This window comes from Stratiformator vulcanicus, assembly GCF_007744515.1.
Classification (GTDB): domain Bacteria; phylum Planctomycetota; class Planctomycetia; order Planctomycetales; family Planctomycetaceae; genus Stratiformator; species Stratiformator vulcanicus.
This window is the reverse complement of record NZ_CP036268.1, coordinates 4,193,790-4,213,467: the sequence shown is the minus strand read 5'-3', so window position 1 is coordinate 4,213,467 and position 19,678 is coordinate 4,193,790. Positions and strand designations below refer to the sequence as shown.

19 protein-coding genes are annotated in these 19,678 nt (G+C 58.9%); all 19 read left to right on the top strand.

The window, feature by feature from the left end:
* The first annotated feature begins 52 nt into the window (after window positions 1-52).
* The 19 genes from Pan189_RS16780 to Pan189_RS16690 all read left to right on the top strand — a co-directional run bounded on the left by Pan189_RS16780 (window position 53) and on the right by Pan189_RS16690 (window position 19,642).
* Entirely contained in the window at window positions 53-1,003 is a 951-nt protein-coding gene (locus Pan189_RS16780) for a UDP-glucuronic acid decarboxylase family protein (protein WP_145365231.1), read from the top strand.
* A gap of 154 nt (window positions 1,004-1,157) precedes the next feature.
* Complete coding sequence (locus tag Pan189_RS16775; protein WP_145365229.1) at window positions 1,158-2,177, top strand: NAD-dependent epimerase; 1,020 nt, start codon at window positions 1,158-1,160, stop codon at window positions 2,175-2,177.
* A 177-nt stretch (window positions 2,178-2,354) separates the two neighbouring features.
* Window positions 2,355-4,775: a tetratricopeptide repeat protein gene (locus tag Pan189_RS16770; RefSeq protein WP_145365228.1), complete on the top strand. Its 2,421-nt coding sequence runs from the start codon at window positions 2,355-2,357 to the stop codon at window positions 4,773-4,775.
* 77 nt (window positions 4,776-4,852) lie between these two features.
* The gene (locus Pan189_RS16765; protein ID WP_145365227.1) at window positions 4,853-5,287 is read left to right on the top strand and encodes a hypothetical protein; all 435 of its coding nucleotides are present in this window, start codon (window positions 4,853-4,855) and stop codon (window positions 5,285-5,287) included.
* A 167-nt stretch (window positions 5,288-5,454) separates the two neighbouring features.
* Window positions 5,455-5,883: a flagellar basal body rod protein FlgB gene (gene flgB, locus Pan189_RS16760; protein WP_145365226.1), complete on the top strand. Its 429-nt coding sequence runs from the start codon at window positions 5,455-5,457 to the stop codon at window positions 5,881-5,883.
* 95 nt (window positions 5,884-5,978) lie between these two features.
* On the top strand, window positions 5,979-6,386 hold the full coding sequence (gene flgC, locus Pan189_RS16755; RefSeq protein WP_145365225.1) for a flagellar basal body rod protein FlgC: 408 nt from the start codon (window positions 5,979-5,981) through the stop codon (window positions 6,384-6,386).
* A gap of 123 nt (window positions 6,387-6,509) precedes the next feature.
* Window positions 6,510-6,854, top strand: a complete 345-nt coding sequence (fliE, locus tag Pan189_RS16750) for a flagellar hook-basal body complex protein FliE (protein ID WP_310820670.1) — start codon at window positions 6,510-6,512, stop codon at window positions 6,852-6,854.
* Window positions 6,855-6,961: 107 nt separating this feature from the next.
* Window positions 6,962-8,584: a hypothetical protein gene (locus tag Pan189_RS16745; RefSeq protein WP_145365223.1), complete on the top strand. Its 1,623-nt coding sequence runs from the start codon at window positions 6,962-6,964 to the stop codon at window positions 8,582-8,584.
* Window positions 8,585-8,695: 111 nt separating this feature from the next.
* Window positions 8,696-9,691: a flagellar motor switch protein FliG gene (gene fliG, locus Pan189_RS16740; protein WP_145365221.1), complete on the top strand. Its 996-nt coding sequence runs from the start codon at window positions 8,696-8,698 to the stop codon at window positions 9,689-9,691.
* Window positions 9,692-9,839: 148 nt separating this feature from the next.
* Entirely contained in the window at window positions 9,840-10,586 is a 747-nt protein-coding gene (locus Pan189_RS16735; protein ID WP_145365219.1) for a FliH/SctL family protein, read from the top strand.
* Window positions 10,583-11,956: a FliI/YscN family ATPase gene (locus Pan189_RS16730; RefSeq protein ID WP_310820669.1), complete on the top strand. Its 1,374-nt coding sequence runs from the start codon at window positions 10,583-10,585 to the stop codon at window positions 11,954-11,956. Before Pan189_RS16735 ends, Pan189_RS16730 begins: the two co-directional genes overlap by 4 nt.
* A 2-nt stretch (window positions 11,957-11,958) precedes the next feature.
* Window positions 11,959-12,441: a flagellar export protein FliJ gene (locus Pan189_RS16725; protein WP_310820667.1), complete on the top strand. Its 483-nt coding sequence runs from the start codon at window positions 11,959-11,961 to the stop codon at window positions 12,439-12,441.
* A gap of 2 nt (window positions 12,442-12,443) precedes the next feature.
* Window positions 12,444-13,121 (top strand): hypothetical protein, encoded by a 678-nt coding sequence (locus tag Pan189_RS16720; protein WP_145365216.1) that lies wholly within the window; start codon window positions 12,444-12,446, stop codon window positions 13,119-13,121.
* Between the two features lie 47 nt (window positions 13,122-13,168).
* The gene (locus tag Pan189_RS16715; RefSeq protein WP_310820665.1) at window positions 13,169-14,926 is read left to right on the top strand and encodes a flagellar hook-length control protein FliK; all 1,758 of its coding nucleotides are present in this window, start codon (window positions 13,169-13,171) and stop codon (window positions 14,924-14,926) included.
* Between the two features lie 85 nt (window positions 14,927-15,011).
* The gene (locus Pan189_RS16710; protein WP_145365212.1) at window positions 15,012-15,425 is read left to right on the top strand and encodes a flagellar hook capping FlgD N-terminal domain-containing protein; all 414 of its coding nucleotides are present in this window, start codon (window positions 15,012-15,014) and stop codon (window positions 15,423-15,425) included.
* Window positions 15,426-15,946: 521 nt separating this feature from the next.
* Window positions 15,947-17,650 (top strand): flagellar hook-basal body complex protein, encoded by a 1,704-nt coding sequence (locus Pan189_RS16705; protein ID WP_145365210.1) that lies wholly within the window; start codon window positions 15,947-15,949, stop codon window positions 17,648-17,650.
* A gap of 68 nt (window positions 17,651-17,718) precedes the next feature.
* Complete coding sequence (locus tag Pan189_RS16700) at window positions 17,719-17,916, top strand: flagellar FlbD family protein (protein ID WP_145365208.1); 198 nt, start codon at window positions 17,719-17,721, stop codon at window positions 17,914-17,916.
* An 83-nt stretch (window positions 17,917-17,999) separates the two neighbouring features.
* A complete protein-coding gene (locus Pan189_RS16695) occupies window positions 18,000-18,776 on the top strand; it encodes a motility protein A (RefSeq protein ID WP_145365206.1) in 777 nt (258 codons plus the stop codon).
* 131 nt (window positions 18,777-18,907) lie between these two features.
* Window positions 18,908-19,642, top strand: coding sequence for an OmpA/MotB family protein (locus Pan189_RS16690; RefSeq protein WP_145365204.1), 735 nt, complete (start codon window positions 18,908-18,910; stop codon window positions 19,640-19,642).
* Window positions 19,643-19,678 lie beyond the last annotated feature (36 nt).

Here is a 19,678-nt window from a genome sequence, read left to right as displayed (position 1 = left end):
TCTCGCCGCTCACGGAGTGCCCAATTCACCGCGTCGGAGCGACGATTTCACCATGGCCAGTATTCTGGTGACCGGCGGAGCCGGCTTTCTCGGAAGCCATCTCTGCGAACGCCTTATCGATCGTGGCGACGAAGTTATCTGTCTCGATAACTTCTACACGGGTCGCAAAGCAAACATCCGTAAGTTGATTGGCAATCCGCGGTTCGAAGTCATTCGCCACGACATCGTGCAGCCGATTTACATTGATGCCGAGCAGGTCTTCAACCTCGCCTGCCCCGCCTCGCCGGAGGCTTATCAATCGAATCCAATCAAGACGATCAAGACGTCAACGGTCGGGATGGTCAATGTTCTCGGGTTGGCGAAACGCTGTAATGCCAAGATCCTGCACGCCTCGACGTCGGAGGTCTATGGCGACCCGGAAGTGCATCCGCAAACCGAAGACTACTGGGGACACGTCAATCCGCTCGGTCCGCGAAGCTGCTACGACGAGGGTAAGCGGGTCGCCGAGTCGCTGTGTGTGAATTATTCACAAGCGCATGGCGTCGAAGTGCGAATCATTCGCATCTTCAATACCTACGGCCCGCGGATGGACCCGAATGACGGGCGGGTCGTCTCAAACTTCGTCAACCAAGCCCTGCGGGGAGAGTCGCTCACCGTTTACGGAGATGGAAAGCAAACCCGATCCTTCTGCTTTGTCGATGATCTGATCGAAGGCATGCTCCGGATGATGGCTTTGGAACACGATCCGGGGCCGGTGAATCTTGGCAATCCCTCCGAGTACACGATGATCGAACTGGCGGAAGCCGCGCTGAAGGTGACTGAGTCAAAGTCAGAAATCGACTTTCGCCCGCTGCCGACCGACGACCCGCGAAAACGCTGCCCCGATATCAGCAAGGCCAAGTCACTGCTCGACTGGGAACCAAAGGTCGATCTGCTGACCGGCTTAACGCGAACGACCGAATACTATCGAGCGCTCGCGGCAGGGACCGAATCGCTTCCTTGATGAGATTGATTACTCTAGCCGCTCGGCTTCAGCGGCCCGGCCTCACGCCCGTCGTCGAATTTGGGTGCGTCGGCTGCTATTGTCCGATGAAAAGACGACTGCTCAACACGCGGCCGACGAACTGACGACCGATTCGGGAAGGTGCAACACACGCATGGCGAAGATTCTCGTCACCGGAGCGGCGGGATTTATCGGCTATCACGTGGCCGGTCGGCTGCTCGATCGTGCCGACTCGTCGGACCCCGTCGAGGTGGTCGGGCTCGACAATTTGAGTCCGTACTACGATGTGACGTTGAAGGAAGCGAGGCTGCAGCGGTTGAGGCAGCATGACGGATTTCGATTCGTGCGAGCCGCGGTCGAAGATCGTGATGTGATCGCGAACCTGTTTCGCGAAGAGCGATTCGATCGCGTCATCCACCTGGCCGCGCAAGCGGGGGTGCGGTACTCGCTGACCGATCCCGAAGCGTACGTCGACAGCAATCTCGTCGGCTTTCTGAACATCCTCGAAGGCTGTCGCCACGGCAACGTCGGCCATCTCGTCTACGCCTCGTCGAGCTCCGTCTACGGGGCGAATAGGACGATCCCGTTTCGAGAGCGCGGCCCCGCCGACCACCCCGTCAGTCTCTACGCGGCCACAAAGCGGGCCAACGAACTGATGGCCCACTCCTACAGCCATCTGTTCCAACTACCGACGACGGGCCTGCGATTCTTTACCGTGTATGGACCTTGGGGCCGTCCCGACATGGCGCTGTTCAAGTTTACGAAGGCGATTCTCGCCGGAGAGCCGATCGAAGTCTTCAACGAAGGTCGGATGCGGCGCGACTTTACCTATATCGACGACATCGCCGAGGGCGTCGTCCGAACGTGTGATGCCATCCCCGATGGCCGCGAAACGTTTGACGAAAATGATCCGGCGACCGGCACCGGACCATTCCGGCTGTTCAACATCGGCAACAATGAGCCGATTGAATTGATGCGGCTGATCGAAGTTCTTGAGGGCTACCTGGGCCGCACGGCGACGAAAACGATGCTGCCGATGCAGCCGGGTGATGTCGAGCAGACGTTCGCCTGCGTGGACGACCTCGGTAGCGCCGTCGGGTTCTCGCCGAAGACGCCGATCGAGACCGGCGTGCAGAGCTTTGTCGAGTGGTACCGCGCGTACTACAACGCGTAGAGCGACTGACCGGACGCGGCATTCACCTTGACCTCGTTCGGCGGGCGCGATATGCGCTCGCTGCCTCTTTGCTCATGTCTCAGTCAGAGCCGCCGAAGCGCCCCTGTTCCGGTCGGCTAGATCACGTTTCCTCCCATCCAATGACTCCACCGGGTCTCCCGGTCGGGTTTGTCCTTCATGTCGATCCGTCTGCTTGCCATCGCCGTCGTGTCCACTCTCTGCGTCGCCGTTGGCGTCTTGGGATGGTTCACGTTGACGGCTGATGTTCGAACGCCGGAGGAACAGCTCGAATCGGCGTTGCGGTTGATCGACCGGCCCGATGAGCCCCGGGCGTGGCGGCGGGCGGCGCGAATCTCAGAGGAACTGGAGGACATCGGATTCCGCCATCCCGCGTTCGGCGGCGCCGGTGAGTTCATCCGCGGTGTGGCGGCATTTCGACTTGCCGAGGACGAACCGGGCGACGGTCATCTGCGATTCTATCGACGAGCCGCCGTTCACCTGAAGGAGTCAGAACAGCAAGCGTTGACCGATTCGCGTCGAAACGAGTGGGCATACGCTTACGGCATGTCGCTTTATGAACTCGGCCGATACGCCGAAGCCGAGCGACCGCTGTCGGAGCTACGGAAATCGGATTTCGAAGGTCATAGCGATGCCGCGCGGGCGTGGCTCGAGATTCAAATCGCCGACTCCGGCCGCCCCGTCCCGGCGGAAGCGATCGAACTCGCACATCAACTGACTGAGTCGGAAACCTCCACGGTCGATGACAGCGTCGTTCGACTCGCGGCACGCACGGAGTTGGCTGCCGGACACATCGATAAAGCCGACGACCTGTTAAAGAAGGTCGATCAGCAATCAGACGATCGGACGAGAGTGCTGAAAGCTCGCATCCACCTTGCACGTGGCGAACTCGATCAAGCTCGACGCTTACTGGATCCGGTTTCCGAAAAGTTGACGATCGATTACGGCAATCACGCGATCGCCATTTATCTCTCTGGCCGAACGTTCGAGCGCTCCGGAGAGCGACATCGCGCGGTGAAGTCGTATGAGAGAGCCGCCCGAACCTATCCCGAAAGCGACGAGGCGTTTGCTTCCTCTCTGGCTATCGCCGAAATCTTCCAAGCCGACGGACGCAAAGAGGAAGCGCTGAGCTGGTACGCGGAGGCGGTCGAGCGTTTCGCCGAACGAACCCCGTTTCGAAATCGTTGGATCGACGTCGAACATGTTCGCCGGTCGTTCCGCAAAGCTTGGGAAACGTGGGTCGACAACTCTCAATATGCCGACGCCGTCGCGCTGGCTGATTTGTCTCGGCGGGTTCTCGGCGAAACGGCTTCGCTGGAACTGATTGCATTGACCCGACGCCGCGAAGCCGAAGCGGCGGAGGCGATCGCGTCGAAAGCGGATATGACAGCCCGCCGCAATTCGCGTCTCGAGCGTGATGCGTTGTGGCGCCAAAGTGGACGCGCCTACGGACGTATCGCCGAAGCGCTGCACGACAAAGAACGAGTCGCGGAGGCTTTGTGGACCGCGGCTACCGACACTCGTCGCGGCGGAGCGTTCGATGAGTCGCTGGCATACATCGACCAGTTTCTCAAGCAGGAACCGCTCGGGCTGACTGCATCCGGAACGCTGCTCAAAGGCGAAGTTCTGATGGACTTCGACCGGATCGACGAAGCCGCAGCGGCGATGCTGGATGTCATCGAGAACCACCGAACCGACCCGGTCTCGTTCCGCGCCCGCTTGATGTACGGGCAATGTCTTCTCGAAAAAGGCCAACTCGATGATGCCGAGCGGGTTTGGCTCGAACTCCTCACTGCCGATGAGCTGACCCCCGCTGCCACCGAGTGGCGGTCGGCCCTGTTCTCGGTTGCGCGGCTCCTCCACCGACGTGCGATCATCAGCGGTCCCGACGATTCGACGGACTCGAAGACGATCACTGCTCAACCCGGCAGCGGCAGTGTGCCGATCCTGCCCGTTTCAAATTCGACGGCAAATACATCGGCGTTGCCAACCCGCAAAGACCGGCTGGAACGGGCCAACTCGATGCTCGACGAATTCTTGCGGCGCTACTCGGCTGACGCTCGCGTGCCCGAAGCCCGCGTCCTCCTGACGATCGGCCTGCGGCAGTGCGCCGATGAGATTGCCAAGCGGCAAAAAACGGCGGAAACCGAAAACCTTCGTCAGGAACTTGCGCGTCAGCGGATCGCGGTGTTAGAGCGTGCCGCGACGGTTGTCGATCAGGTGACGCGGTCGTTAATTCCGTTGGAAGAGCGAGACCGGCTGACGTCCCATGGCAAGGAACTGCTCGCGACGGCCATCTTTGAAGCCGGGCACGTCCGATTTGAATTAGGGCCACTCGATCAGACCGTCGAGACCTACACGCGGGCACTCAATCGCTACCCGAACGATCCACGCATCCTGCTCGCCTACGTTCGAATGGCTCAGGCGTATCGTGCAGCCGGGCAGGACATCAATGCCCGCTCGATCATCGAACAGGCACGAGTCGTCTTAAAACGGCTTCCGCCCGAATCGTTCGACTCCCCGCTCACTGTATTGGACCGTCCTCAATGGGAGAGCTGGCTCGATCGCCTCAGCACTTAAACGCGGGCGACCGTCAACGTGTGACTCGCTTGCCTTCAGAGACGGCCATTGACCGATCACTTCAGGGAAATAAAACGATGGATGACCTCGTCGACGCTATTCGCCAACGGTATGAGTGCTGTGCGCAAATCACCGCGCTCCAAGAACGACAGACGCAAGCTATTGGCGACGCGGACTATCAACAGCTCGTCGCTGTCTTGACCGATAAGCAGCGGTGGCTCGATCGCTTCGCTGCGATTAGTCGTGAGTCTGATCTGGTCAGCCGTTGGAAGAACGAGCGGGACGATCTGCCGCCCGGCCAGCGAACGGAATGTGAAGATCTACTTGCGCGGATGGAGGACGAACTGAGCCGGCTCGACTTGAGGCACTCCGAAGACCTCAATCGCCTTTCGACTGATCGCGGACGCACCGAGCGACAGCTTGCCGAAGTCCGCAGCGGTGGGGCCGTGAGTGTCGCCTATCGAGACGAAGACGCCGCCGAGCAGCGTCGCGTTCTTGATATCGATCGTTAAACCAGTCGGTCACTCCGCGGACCGCCAAATTGGTCTTCATTGCTCCTGAGGTGACAAAGCTCTCTTCTTGTATTTCTTACAAGTCGCGTCGAAATCGTCTGTGGATTGGCTGATTTTCGAGCTCAATCGACTATGAAACGGGCTAACGATTACAAGGAGGGCGGAATATGTCGTTCGGGCTGACCGGCGAATCGATGCAGCTCCTCGAGCATGTGGCCTCGTTCGCCGAGCGTCGGCATGAAGTGCTCGCGGGAAACGTTGCGAATATCGATACGCCGAATTATAAAACGCGCGATCTCGATGTCGCCGGTTTTCAAAATGCCCTTCAGGCTGCGCTCTCGACAGGCCGCGACACCACGCCCTCATTGGGACAAGTCGGACTCTCGACGCCGTCTCTGACGGAGCTATTCTCACCGGAATTAAACCGACCGCGAGAGATCGCGCCGCCGAACGTTACATTTCAGGACGGAAACAATCGCAGCATTGAACGCGAAGTAATGGAGATGACCAAGAACAGCATGTTGCAAACCTTCGCCGTCGAATTAATGTCGGCGCAAGCAGGTTTGCTGCAGTCGGTGATCGCGGAACGGCCATAACGAATGGCCGATGGTTTCGCGGTGGTCTTGAGTGGCATTGTTCGACGTAAAATTGCCTTCCACCAATACACTTCCCAACGGACACTGATCATTAAATGCTCCGCTCCATCGACGTCAGCACCTCCGCCCTTGTCGCACAGCGGCAGCGGATGAACACAATCTCCGCCAACATCGCCAATGCCGAGACGACCCGCGATGCCGACGGAAACAAGACGGCTTACCAACGTCGGTACGTGGCTTTCGAAGCGGCGGGGCGACCGGATGATCCGGGTGGCACCGCGGTAAACTATCGGGTCAACATCGACGATTCCAATCCGGTGCGCAAAGTGCTCGAACCGGGGCATCCCGATGCCGACGCCGAAGGCTACGTCTCCTATCCGAACATTAATCTCGTCACCGAGTTCGTCAACGCGGTTGAAGCAGCCCGCGCTTATGAAGCCAACGTCGTTGCGATCGAAATGAGCAAACAAATGGCTCAAACGGGTCTGCGAATCATCGCCTGACAATTAATTATCTATACCATCCGGAGAGCCATCCGGGCGTGCGAATGTTCGTCGCCCCTCCCCATCACGATTGACCGGCTCTCGGTTTCCGTTGAAGACCTGTTGCAAGAGGGCACGTGACTGATGAATCCGATCTCGGCATTGAGCGGAACGATCAGCGGTGGCAACGTGCCGTCCATCGGACTTCCGATGACACCAGCGGACGGCCCGGCCGGCCTGACGCCTGCGATCGGTCGACCGGCTGATTCTCCGGGGTTCGACAAAATGCTTTACGAGGCCGTGCAGCAGATCGACGGAATGCATCACACAGCTGACCAGGCCATGAAAGTCCACCTTGCAGGTGGAGACGTGACTCAGGTCGAAGCCTTGACCGCTTTCAGAAAGGCCGATCTCGCCACACGCATGATGCTACAAGTGCGAAACAAGCTGGTCGACGCATTCAACGAAGTCAAACAATTGCGGATGTGAATATCGAACACGATCGCGGGCTCCGAATTAGTGCGAGTTGCGATCGGTAAGCTGGCGGATTCACCCCGCGACGAGATCAATGTCGGCGTGACGTAGGAATAGCAGCGATGGACTCATTAAAAAAAACGTGGCAGCAGATCGCGGAGTTGTTCGGCAAGATGTCGACCAGTCAGCGGTTGACGTTGATCGCCGTGCCGGTCGCGTTGCTCGTGTCGTTCGGCGCGCTCGTCTATAGCGGGTACTCGGGATCGTATGTCGCGCTGTCTTGGGGAAAAGTCTTTACGACCGATGAATTGGTTAATGCCGAGCAAACCTTAATTGAGGCCGGGCTGGACGACTTCCATCGCAAGGGACAGCGGTTAATGGTCCCGTCGGCACAGGTTGAAAAATATAACGCAGCACTGCTCGTCGACGGAAACCTCCCATCGCAATCAATGTCAGAATTTGAAAAGCAACTCGAAAAGTCGAGCATGTTCACCAGTCGCGAGCAGTTGCAGGCCATGAAAGACGTCGCACTCCAGAAGGAGTTGCGAACCGTTCTTCGTGCCGTGCCCGAGATCGACGACGCGAGCGTCCACTGGGCGCGTTCGCGGGCTTTTCAGTGGCCCGACCGGCGAGAGAAAGTCACCGCAACCGTCACTTTGCGTCCGAAACGCAATCACGACCTCAGGCCGAACGTCGTGCGGAGCGTGCGTGCGGCCGTCGCGAGTATGATTCCCAATTTAAAGCCCGAGGACGTCACGGTATTCGACCAATCCACGGCAACCGCCTATACCGGCGACCGTGAGGGCGATCCGTTTAATGCGAAGGTCATCGGTTGGATCGAGCAGCACACAAGGGTGTATCAGGATAAGATCGCCTCGGCGCTGTCTTACATACCCGAAGTCCTCGTCACGGTTAACGTCGACGTGGAAAACGTGAAGTCGCAAATCGTTCGGGAACAGTCGGTTGACGCGAAGCAGACGGTGACCGTCGCTTCACGAGAAGTGACCCGCGCCGTGCAATCGAATGAGTTTCCGACCGAAGCCGAGCCGGGTGTGCAGAACAATCAGCCCCGCTCGCTCGATACGCAGCAGCGTCCGACGAAGTCGAGCAAGACCGAAGAGGGAGACACGCTCGCACGCGTCGTGCCGTCGTTTCAGGTCACAGAGAAGAAATTGCTCTCGGCGATGCCCGAAGCCGTTCAGGTCTCGATCTCCATTCCGGAAGTATACTACGAAAATATCGCCGCGCGCCGCGGTCTGACCGCCGGCACGACAGACGCCGAGAAACAGGCCTTTCTGGCGTCGGTTCAGCAGATCAAGTCGGAAGAAGAGTCGAAGGTTCAGAAGCAGGTCCAACAATTAATACCGGCCGGGTCACCCGAGACGGCCGTGCATGTCGCGTCGATCACTCGAATTGACAGCGTCCAGCCGGTGATTTCGGTCCCCATTACGGCGACGCTGGCCGAATTGCTGCGAGAGTGGGGGGCTCCCGCCATCCTGACAATCATCGGATTGTGGGCCTTGTTCTCGGTCACCCGCGGATTGCCGCGAGAGCAGCTGAGTGCGGACGACGAAGAGGATCTCGACGATCCGGAGACGACGCTCGCGAAAAAAGCGGATGTTATGCCTTCGGACGAAGAAATTTCCATGGAACCGACGGAGCGCGACAGGCTGCAGGACACCGTCCGTGACAATCCGGATGTCGCCGCCGCAATTCTGGGGAAATGGATTCAGACGGTCAGATAGCTGAGCGTCGTGTCAAGATGCGGTCGCAATCGCGGTTCGAAACTGGCTGATGCCGAACGTTTAGAAAACTGAACTGGTCACAATCGGCGGTATCGAGCTAAGTTCCGCCCCATGGACGACATCCGGAAAGCCGCCATCTTGCTGCTCAGCCTTGAGAAACCTCTCGCGGCGGAGGTTCTCAGCCAATTGCCACGGCATTTGGTTGAAGGTGTCACGCTGGAAGTCGCGAAGCTCGACGATGTGACCCGCGAGCAGCAGGAGTCGGTGCTCAAAGAGTTCGGCGGGCTGGCCAAAGAACGCACGCACATCGAGCGCGGCGGGATTGAGTTCGCCGAAGACCTGCTGACTCAGTCGCTCGGCGAGAACGGCGGGACGGAAATCATCGAGAGCGTGCGGCAGTCGATCAATTCAGTTCCGTTCGCGTTCCTGCAGAAAGCGGGGATCGACAACCTGCTGACTTTCATTACCGAAGAACATCCGCAGACGATCGCCCTCATTCTTTCTCATCTGCCGCCATCCATGGCGGCAGAGGTTCTCAGTGGTCTGTCAGCGACGAAGCAGATCGACGTGATCCGCCGCGTCGCGACCATGGAAACGACAAGTCCGGAAGTGATCAACGATGTCGAGTCGAGTCTGCGGACGCGGATGAATTCGTCATTCAATCAGCAAGCCGAGAAAGCCGGCGGCGTGCCGATGGTTGCGGAGATTCTCAACGTCACTGACCGCATGACGAACAAAGGCATTCTCGAAAGCCTCGAAGAAGAGGACTCCGATCTCGTCGATGAAATCCGCCGTTTGATGTTCGTCTTCGATGACCTGCTCAAGCTCGACAGCAAAGCCATTCAGGCGTTGCTCAAAGAGGTCGACAACAGCCAGTGGGCCGTCGCCCTCAAAGGGGCCTCGGAAGAGATCAAACAGAAGGTGCTCGGAAACCTCTCGCAAAGAGCGGCCGAGCGGCTCAACGAGGAGATGGGATATCTCGGACCCGTCAAAGTCAGCGAAGTCGAAGCCGTGCAGCAGCAAATCGTCGATGCGGTCCGCCGCTTGGAAGATTCCGGCGAAATCGAAGTCGCCGGCGGCGCCGAGACCGAACAGTACATCAGCTAGGAGCACGCCGGCTATTTGCCCGCAGTGGGTGCCGAACGTGGTCGCCGGTCGGCGCTCATTTTGTTCCGATCAACAACCGCTCTTCGCGCGCTCGATGCCCGACTGATATTGTTGCCGCCCGCATTGTCGATACACGTTGGTAGCAACCATGGAACGCGCTCGAGTTTTGAAGTCCGAAGCGACCCGCGAGTTGGGGTCGATGGTCGCGTTCAATCTCGAAGACCTCAATCGCAAGTGCGAAGCTCATCTCGCGGCGGTGCGCGACAAGACCGCGACGATGGTTGAAGAAGCTACGGCGTCCTCCCAATCGATCCGCGAGCAAGCGTACGCGGAAGGCTTTGAGCAGGGGCGACAAGCGGGTTTAGGCGATGCCGAGAACGAAATTCAGCGGCGGGCGAAAATTCTGGCGGCCGAAATGGCGGCCGAACAATGCCGCGATGCCGTGACTGCTATTCATGACGTCGCCCGCCGAATTGACGTCGATCGAGAACGCTTTCTCGGCGAGTGGGACGCTGCCGCGATCGAATTGGCTGCCGCGATCGCAACGCGACTTCTCGGGCAAGTTGTCGAGACCGATCCGACCGCCGTCGCCGACCTGACTGCCGATGCGCTGCGATTCGCCGTCGATTCGGGGGAGGTCACGATCCGCCTGCACCCGAAAGATCGCGATGTGATCGGTGACTGCATCGAAGACATCCGCGAACAACTCGCGGGCCTCGGCTCAGTTGCGGTTCAGACTGACCCCGCCCTTCACCGCGGGGACTGCGTGATCGCAACAACATTCGGGCGGATCGACGGGCGGCTCGAAACTCGAATCAATCGCATTTGCTCAGAACTGATCCCGGCAGGTTCGCGACAGAAGTCGACTTCTGAAACGCACGGAGCGTTGTCGTGACAGTCGCCACCGAGTTGATCGGCCAGATGGACAAGATCGTGCCGTTCGGTGTGACCGGGTGCGTCAGCCGGATCGTCGGTATGACGATCGCCGTCGCGGGGCTGCCAGTTCCGCTCGGCTCCGTTTGCCGCATCCGCACCGGTCGAGGCGGGAGTGTTCCAGCAGAGGTCGTCGGGTTCTCGGATGAGGCGACCCTACTATTGCCCCATGCCGATGTGGACGGCGTGCGTCGCGGCGATGCCGTCGAACTGGTTCAGTCGAACCCCACCGTCCGCTGCGGCGAACGACTGTTAGGCCGTGTTCTCGATGCGCAGGGACGCTGCATTGACGGCGGTCCTCCGGTGACGCTGCGTGAGTGCCGTCCATTGCAACCGCCGCCAGTTCGACCGATGGAGCGTGAGCCGATTGATCGCCCGCTCGAGACCGGAGTCCGCGTTCTCGACGGGATGCTCACGATCGGCCACGGACAGCGGATCGGATTGTTCGCCGGTAGCGGCGTCGGGAAAAGTACCCTGCTGGGCCAGATCGCTCGATCTTCTTCGGCTGACGTTAACGTCGTCGTTCTCGTCGGGGAACGCGGCCGAGAGGTCCGAGAGTTCATTGAAAATGACCTCGGCCCCGAAGGCCTCGCCCGCAGCGTTGTCGTCGCAGCGACGGGCGATGAGCCGGCCGTGCTGCGGTTAAAGGCTGCATCCTACGGAACGGCGATCGCCGAATACTTTCGCGATCAGGGCCGCGACGTCGTGCTGATGATGGACAGCGTAACGCGATTCGCCCTCGCGCAGCGAGAAATCGGATTGGCCGCCGGCGAACCGCCTGCCACTCGCGGCTTCCCGCCGAGTGTCTTCGCGAAGTTGCCCCGGTTGCTGGAACGGAGCGGGCGAACGTCACGCGGGAGCATCACCGGCATTTACACAATTCTGGTCGACGGTGACGATACCAGCGAGCCGATCTCCGACACCGTCCGAGGCGTCCTCGATGGTCACGTGATGCTCTCGCGTCGACTCGCCGAGCGGGCCCACTGGCCAGCAATCGACGTGCCCGCCAGCATCAGCAGATTGATGCCAATGTTGGCTTCCGCCGATCATCTGTCCGCGGCTGACCATATCCGGCGAGTTCTGGCCGCGCATCGCGATGCCGAGGATCTGATTTCGATCGGTGCCTATCAGAACGGTGCCGACCCACTCGTCGACCAAGCTGTTCGTTGCGAGGCCCTTCTCCGCGATTTTCTTTGCCAATCGATCAGCGAATCGACACCGGCGGAAGAGACGCGGCGTTATCTGGCCACGCTGCGTCAGCGACTCGAACTGGTCGGCCGAGTTGCTTCCGCCGAGCCGAACAATCCTGAAACCGAACGCGAGGCAACGTAATCGTGTTTCGTTTTCGGCTAGAGCCAGTACTGAAATTCCGCCGCTATCGGCGGGACATCGTCCGCGCCCTGCTTGCCGGGGTGATCGAGGACGCTCGAAAAGTTGAGGACGGCCTGAGCGTGTTGTCACAAGACCGGAGCGAGTCGGTTGGTCGTTTGCGTGACATGAGCGCCGGCGGACGGTTCGATGTCGATCAAGCCGCCTCGCTTCGCTACTACTGCTCTCAACTCTCGGCCCAGATCATGGCGAATCGTCGCCAGAAGGAACTCGTTGAGAATCAACTTCGACAGGTGCAAGCCGCGCTCGTCCTCGCCGACCGTGAAGTGAAGACGCTCGAAAAACTGAAAGAGCGTCAGCGGGCAGAATTCGACAAGCGATCACAGCGCATTGACGACCGCGTTGCGACCGATCAGTGGAACGGGGTGGCGGCGACGGGATCGACGTCGACAGGCGTGACGGCTGACTCTTTGAGATTAGGGCGATAACCATGCGAATTCTGGGTGCGTTTGTCGGTTTGCTCGCCGTGGCGATCCTGTCGGCTCAATTGATCGCGGCCGGAATTCTGTACGCGCGCGGACAATTGACAGGCGAAACGATTTCCGAAATTCAGGGAGCGGTCTTCGGGAGCGAAGAAGAAGATTTGGGGGAAGAACCGGCGGTTCATGAAACAACCCCCTCGATGAACGCGGTGCTCGAAGAGCGAGCCATGCGTGTACTTGCTTTGGGGGCGAAGGAAGAAGAACTTCGCTCCCTGCGCGACCTCGTCTCCAAGCAGGCCGACGACGTCGCGGCGGAGCGGGAGCGGTTGGAAGCGCTCAAGGAAGAATTCCGCATCGAACTGCAGAAATTAAAGGACGAACGCGTTACCGAATCGATCGAGAAGGCGCAAAGCATCGTCTCAAAATCGAAAACTTCGGACGCGGTGCATTACCTGATGACGCTCAGTATCGACGAGAACGTGCAGATTTTCGGCGGCCTTCAAGCAAAGACGCAGGCGAAATTATTGCAGGAGTTCGCCGCGGGCGTCGATGAAGTACAGCAGCGGGGGCGTTCCGTTTTTGAAGCCATTGCGCTCGGTTCGCCCGAAAAAGAACTAATCGACGAAGCCTTCGACGCGGTTCGGCCCGAGCAGGCGTCCGCCCCTTCATCGGCGGACCGCCGTTAATGGATCGGTGCTTTCCCGCGGGGTTCGCTCCGAAAAAGGGATGCACTGTGCCTGCCGTTAGCGACCCCGCCCTGCCCCTGAGCTTTCTGTTCGCCGACGCGGCGGGTGGTCGCAAAACGGCTATTGATCGGACAGTCGACCCGCCTTCTGATCGCATCCGATTTCGAGATCAACTCGGCAGCGAGATCGGATCGCAACGAGACCGCGCCTCAAGAACGTCAGCCGAACCTGCGTCCAGCCGTCGCGAAGAGTCGATCGCCGATCGCTCGACCACGCGATCTTCGAAGCAGTCGACGGAATCAGCGACTCCCGCCGATCGATCAGAGCGAACGGGCAAAGCACCCGGGCCGAACGCTGAGAGGTCACAAAGCCTTTCGGAAACGGAACCGACGCAACCCGCGAAGAGTGAGCGCGTCGACGAGACGGCGGATTCCGATCCGGTTGAAGCTACAGAGCCGATTGAAACATCGGCCGCATCGGAAACCGATGCCTCACAACCAATCGCTGAGAGCGAGCCAGCCTCGATCGCGCCGGCAGAACTTCCGGACGATGAGGTCTTCGCCCTGCTGTCGAACGCTGGAAAAGAGAGCAGCGAATCAGGGACGGACAATCAAGCGGTGACGAAAGCGGAATCCCCGCAAGCCGACTCAGGCCTGCGCCCCCCCCGCGGATTTGCGCCTCAGTCCCATTCACAGCCATTGGCCGAGACCGCAACGGCGAATTCTGAACAGCAGTCGTTGCTGGTGCCGCCGCGTGGTTTCGCTGATTCATCCACAAAGGCAATATCGGCAACCGACAAGCCTGACGCCTCCGCCCAAGCGGCACCGGCTGCTCCGGTTATCGTCGCACCGCTGACAAATCCAAATCCGAATTCGAATGCGGGCGACAAGGTAACAGGCCAGAAATCACCGGCCGACGCGACCGCCCTTCCCCTCGCACCGGGATCAGGCGACGCGGCATCATTTTCGAACGGTTCACCGAACGGTGATGCCTCAGCCGATTCGAATTCAAAAGAGAATTCCCGCGGCGACAGTAGCGAGCAGCGCTCCAATCAAAATGCGACAGTCAATGCCGTTTTGTCGCCGAACGGACAGGTGACGGGAACTCCGCCGAACGTGGCGATTACATCTGAAGCAAACATCGACGCTGCATCACGACCGGTCGCGGCAACGGAACCGACATCGGACGATATCGGACGTCGCAGCGATGCCCCGGCGACCGCACTCGCGACCGCAGACCAACCGGCGCCGGCAAAAACAGTGTCACCCGCTCAATCACGGGCCGCGCAAGCCGAAGCACTGGTCGAGCGCGTGGCCGATACGATTCAGCGATCATCGAACGATTCTCGTCCGATCCGCATCCGGCTGACGCCGCCGGAACTTGGAGCGTTGCGTGTCGAGGTCTCAAGGCATGAAGGCGGAGTGGCGGTCCGACTCGATGCGGAGTCCGCGGTTGCAGCGCGCACCTTAAGTGAGAACGCCGCAAAAATACGGGACACACTCAGCCAACAGGGTTTCACCGTCGATCGGATTGAAATCGTGCGAAGCGAAGAATCGGGCGAATCGCGCAGCGGTCAACGAGACGGCGATCGTCAGCAAAGCGATCGCGGACAGGATGACCGCTCGTACTCGCACGACGAACAGCGTCGCGACGATTCCGACCCTCGAAACTCCGGCAATTCGGACGAAGACAACAGCTCCGATAGCGGCGAGACAGAACGCGAAACGGTCGCGACGGCCTCCGAAGATGGCGTTCGGTCCAAAGGACCGATTGCGGCCGGGGGAGACGTTGATATCGAGGTATGACGAACGGCGCAACTAAAAATTAATATCACCTCTTTTCAATACTTAATGGGACGAGCGCTGACGCTCGGTCCCGGGAAGAATCACCATGTCGGACGCCATTACCAGCGCAACGAATGCGGTTCAGGTCGTTGACGCCGACAAGACTGGTTTTAATGCACTCACGTCCGAGGACTTCCTCGAACTATTGATTGTGCAATTGCAAAACCAAGACCCGAGCGAGCCGGTCAGCAACGAGGAACTGCTGGGGCAGATTTCCACGATGCGGCAGCTTCAAGCCGACCTCGAATTGACCGAGACGCTCGAGGCGATTACGTCCGACCAACTGCTGACCTCGGCCGCATCGCTGATTGGGAAATCGGTCGCCGGGACCGATGTGAGTGGGGCGGGATTGAGCGGCGTCGTCGAAAAGGCCTTTCTGACCGACGGCGAAGCCTATGTGCAAGTCGATTCCACGCCGATGAAACTCGCCGACGTACTCGAAGTCGCTTCCGCCGCATGATTGCTGGCTAGCCCGACAGCTCGACAACCGCTGCCCGCTAGCCCGACGCGCAAGCAAGGGAATGTCATCGTTGGACGATTAAATTATTCGCGCGCTATCGAGACATCGATATAGCGAAAGTGCAACGGAATCATTGACTTTAATACGCTTGGGATCATCCCGGCCTTGCCGACCGGCTAAGATACTATAATCGGTTGGTTTACCACTTGAATATTCGGCCTCGCTTGCGCCGCGGGCTATCGGCGACGTCATTTAACGCCGATTCTATTGCCCGGCGCGAACTTATCTCGAGATCATTCAAGAGTCTGAGCTTACGTTCGCAGGCTCTTTTCTATTAAGAAATTCTGTTCGTACGGACTGACCCGACCTGGGAAACCCTGACGGTCCTTCGGGGAATACGGGCTGGACGGGGAAAGCCGCATCGGCAGACTCCGACCGTCGATAGCTGATGATGAAACGAACGGTTCCGCAGAGGTGCTTGCGCCTAGCGGGACGAAATCGTCATCGCAGAAGGACGCCCCATGGGTTTGACGTCGGCGCTCAATACCGCGCTCAACGGATTGACATTAAACGAGACGTCGATCGACGTCCTCGGTAACAATATTGCCAATGCGGGCACGAACGGCTTCAAGTCGTCCAACGTCCTGTTCATGACGCAGTTGTCCCGGACGCTCAGCGTCGGCTCGCGTCCGACCACGACCAACGGCGGAACCAACCCCCGTCAGATCGGTCTCGGGGCGACCACGTCGGCGATTGTGAAAGACTTCACGCAGGGCAGCGTGACCAATAGCACCAGCCCGTCCGACCTCGCGATTCAGGGCGAAGGTTTCTTCGTTCTGGCCGGGGGCGAAGGAAACGTATATTCCCGCGCCGGTAATTTTTCACTGAATAGTTCCAATATCCTTGTCAATCCGCAGGGGCTTCGAGTTCAAGGTTATGCGGTCAACGATAACTTTGAATTAATTACGACCACACTCGATGATATCCGGATTCCCCTCGGCGAGTTAAACGTCGCGCAGCGGACACAGAACATCACGCTCGACGGAGCATTGCTGCCGACCGGCATCGTCGGTACGCAAGGATCCGTTTATGACAGCGGCACGATCCAGGATTCGACCGGTACGCTGGCCACCACGAGCTTGCTTTCCAATATTCAGGACGGCGGCGGAACGAACCTGTTTACCGTCGGCGAGACGCTGTCGTTCTCGTCACGAAAGGGCGGGCGAACGCTCGAACCGGTCACGCTCGACGTCGGTGCCGCCACGACCCTCGCGGAGTTGATGACGGTGTTCGAGGACGGCCTCGGCATTCATACCGGCGGTACGGTTGGCAATGTCTCCGATGGCGCCGGCGGCACCGTTCCCCCGGGAGTCGCGCTCGATGCGACCGGGCCGTCCGGCACGTTGCAGTTCGTCGGCAACGCAGGAACGGTTCACGAATTTGATCTCGCGACGGGTGACCTGACCAGCAACGGTGCGAGTGTCCCTCTTTCGTTTACGCAGGCGGTCGAGGCCAACGGAGAAAGCACGATTACCGACTTTGTCGTGTACGACTCACTGGGAACTGAAATCACCGTCAAGATGACCGCGGTGCTCGAACAGCAAAACGCGAGCAGCACGGTGTTCCGCTGGTATGTCGACAGCGACGAAGACAGCCGATCCGATACCGCCATTGCCAACGGCACGATTACCTTCGACAGCGAGGGCAACGTCATCGACGGCGGAACGAGTACGTTCGCACTCCAACGAGATGATACCGCCGCAATTAGCCCGATGCAGATTTCGGCGAACTTTGCGAATATCTCCGGCATCTCGTCCGACACGGCGGGAAGTACGCTCTCGCTCGACTCGCAGGACGGTTCCGACCCGGGAACACTGACCAATTTCGTGATCGACGAGTCGGGAACGGTCAACGGAGTGTTCGACAACGGAATTATCCGGACGCTCGGTCAAGCCGTGCTGGCCCGGTTTTCGAACCCGCAGGGATTGGTGGAAGCCGGCTCGACGAACTTCCGTGAAGGAGTCAGCTCCGGCCCGCCACAGTTGGTACAGCCCGGCGAGTTCGGTGCCGGAACAATTCGATCAGGGGCGATTGAGCTTTCCAATACCGACATCGGGCGAAACCTGGTCGACCTGATCGTCTCGTCGACGAACTACCGGGGGAACGCGCGAGTGATCAGCTCCGTACAGGAACTCGTCGACGAACTGCTCGTCCTTGGTCGATAACGTTTCACTTAGCGAAACGATTGACGAATAACGCGACGCCTCGTCTCCGAACACTTTCGCGTGAAATCATGATTAAGCTGACCAAACTGAACGGCGACGAATTTGTTCTGAACGCAGAACTAATTCGCTTTGTCGAGAGTCGACCTGATACCTACATCACTTTGGACGGACACGAGCGCGTCATTGTGCGAGAGGCACTCGAAGAAGTCGTTGCCCGATGTCTTGCCTATCGGCGGGCCTTACAACTGTCCAAATTAGCGGCCTAAATCAATGAAGTAGGCCAAATCAGCACGGCTCGGTGACGCGATAATTACGGTAGGCGGAACGGAATTGAAAGACGATCTCGGCCATGGATAAGGCGTCCGTCGGAGGACTGGCAAGCGGAATCGGGCTATTGATCCTGGCGATCGCGATTGCGCCCGGCTCGAGCTTCGCGGCTTTCATCGACTATCCGTCTTTGGCAGTCGTCGTCGGTGGAGCGATCGCGGCCTCGTTTATTGCGTTCCCGATCAAAACGATGCTGCTGTCGCCTTCCGTAGTGAAGAAAATCCTGTTCCCCAAGCAGCAGGAACTTCAGCCGGTCATTAAGCAACTCGTCGAATTTGCCGAGATCGCCCGTCGCGACGGCATCCTCGCCCTCGAGTCCAAGACGAAAGACGTTGAAGACCCATTCATTATGATGGGTATTCAAATGGCGGTGGATGGCACCGACGGCGAATTAATGGAGGCAATACTCCGGGCGGAAATTCAAGCGGTATCGAACCGGCATAAAACCGGAAAAGCGTTAATGGAAACCATGGGACGCTACGCCCCCGCTTTCGGAATGATCGGGACATTGATGGGCTTGATCATCATGCTCGGCAATATGGACGACCCGGAAGCCATTGGCCCCGGTATGGCCGTTGCGCTGATTACAACACTCTATGGGGCCGTCGTATCCAACCTGTTCTTTCTGCCATTTGCCGACAAACTCGGATTTTACAGCAAGAGGGAACTCGAAGTACGAGAGGCCATCGTCCGCGGAATTCTGTCGATTCAAGAAGGCGATAACCCACGCGTTCTTGAGCAAAAGCTGAACACCCTGTTGCCGCAGGCGGCCAGAACTCAAGACTCGGAAGCGGCTTAAGAGAAATCAATTGAATTAGTCGAAGCGACTTCTGTGCAAGCTTACCGGACGATCAGGTTCTGCTGCGGCGCGAAAATAGAATTCGGATATTTCTAAGCCCGACCTCGATCGGTTGGTGAGCGGAGGACGTCATGGATGCCGACGACGATGCACCGCCCGGCGTGCCGGAATGGGTCGTCACGTACGGTGACATGATGTCGTTGCTGCTGACGTTCTTCATCATGCTCGTCTCGATGAGTGAGTTGAAAGAAGACGGCAAACTGCGACTGATGCTCGACTCCATGAATGAACGATTCGGAATGGCACCCGGCAAAGCGGGCGTTCCCGGTCGCTCGATCCAAAACTCGAGTGTGTACCCCACCATTTCGTCGCAAGGCGTGCGGTCGGAGGGCGGGCTTAAAAAAGCCAGTTTGGAGCGGACCGATCCCAAGGACCAAAGCCGGGGCGGAGCGCATCCGACGGTGCGTCGGATCAGCCACGGCGAAGTTGTCACACTCGGTGGCCCGGCCGCATTCGAACGTCAAAGTGCGAATCCGTCGGAAGCCCTTCGTTTGGAAATCGCGATATTGGCCGATGTAATGCGCAGTCTGCCGAATCGGATTGTCGTCCGCGGGCACACGACTGCCGAACCACTGATGGCCGATGCCGCATTCGAAGATCGGTGGGAACTGGCGTTCAGACGTGCGGCGGCGGTCGGTGATTGTCTCGTCGAAAACGGGATCAACCCCGACCGCCTGGTTTTGAACTCGTCGGCCGATACGGAACCCCGACGGCGCGGTGGGCCGGAGGCTCAGGCGTTCAACCGTCGGGTTGACGTATTTTTGGCAGAATCTTATATCACGCCCGCCGATACTGAGAACCGGTGATCGGTCCGACTACGCGCTCGTGATTTTCTGAAGACC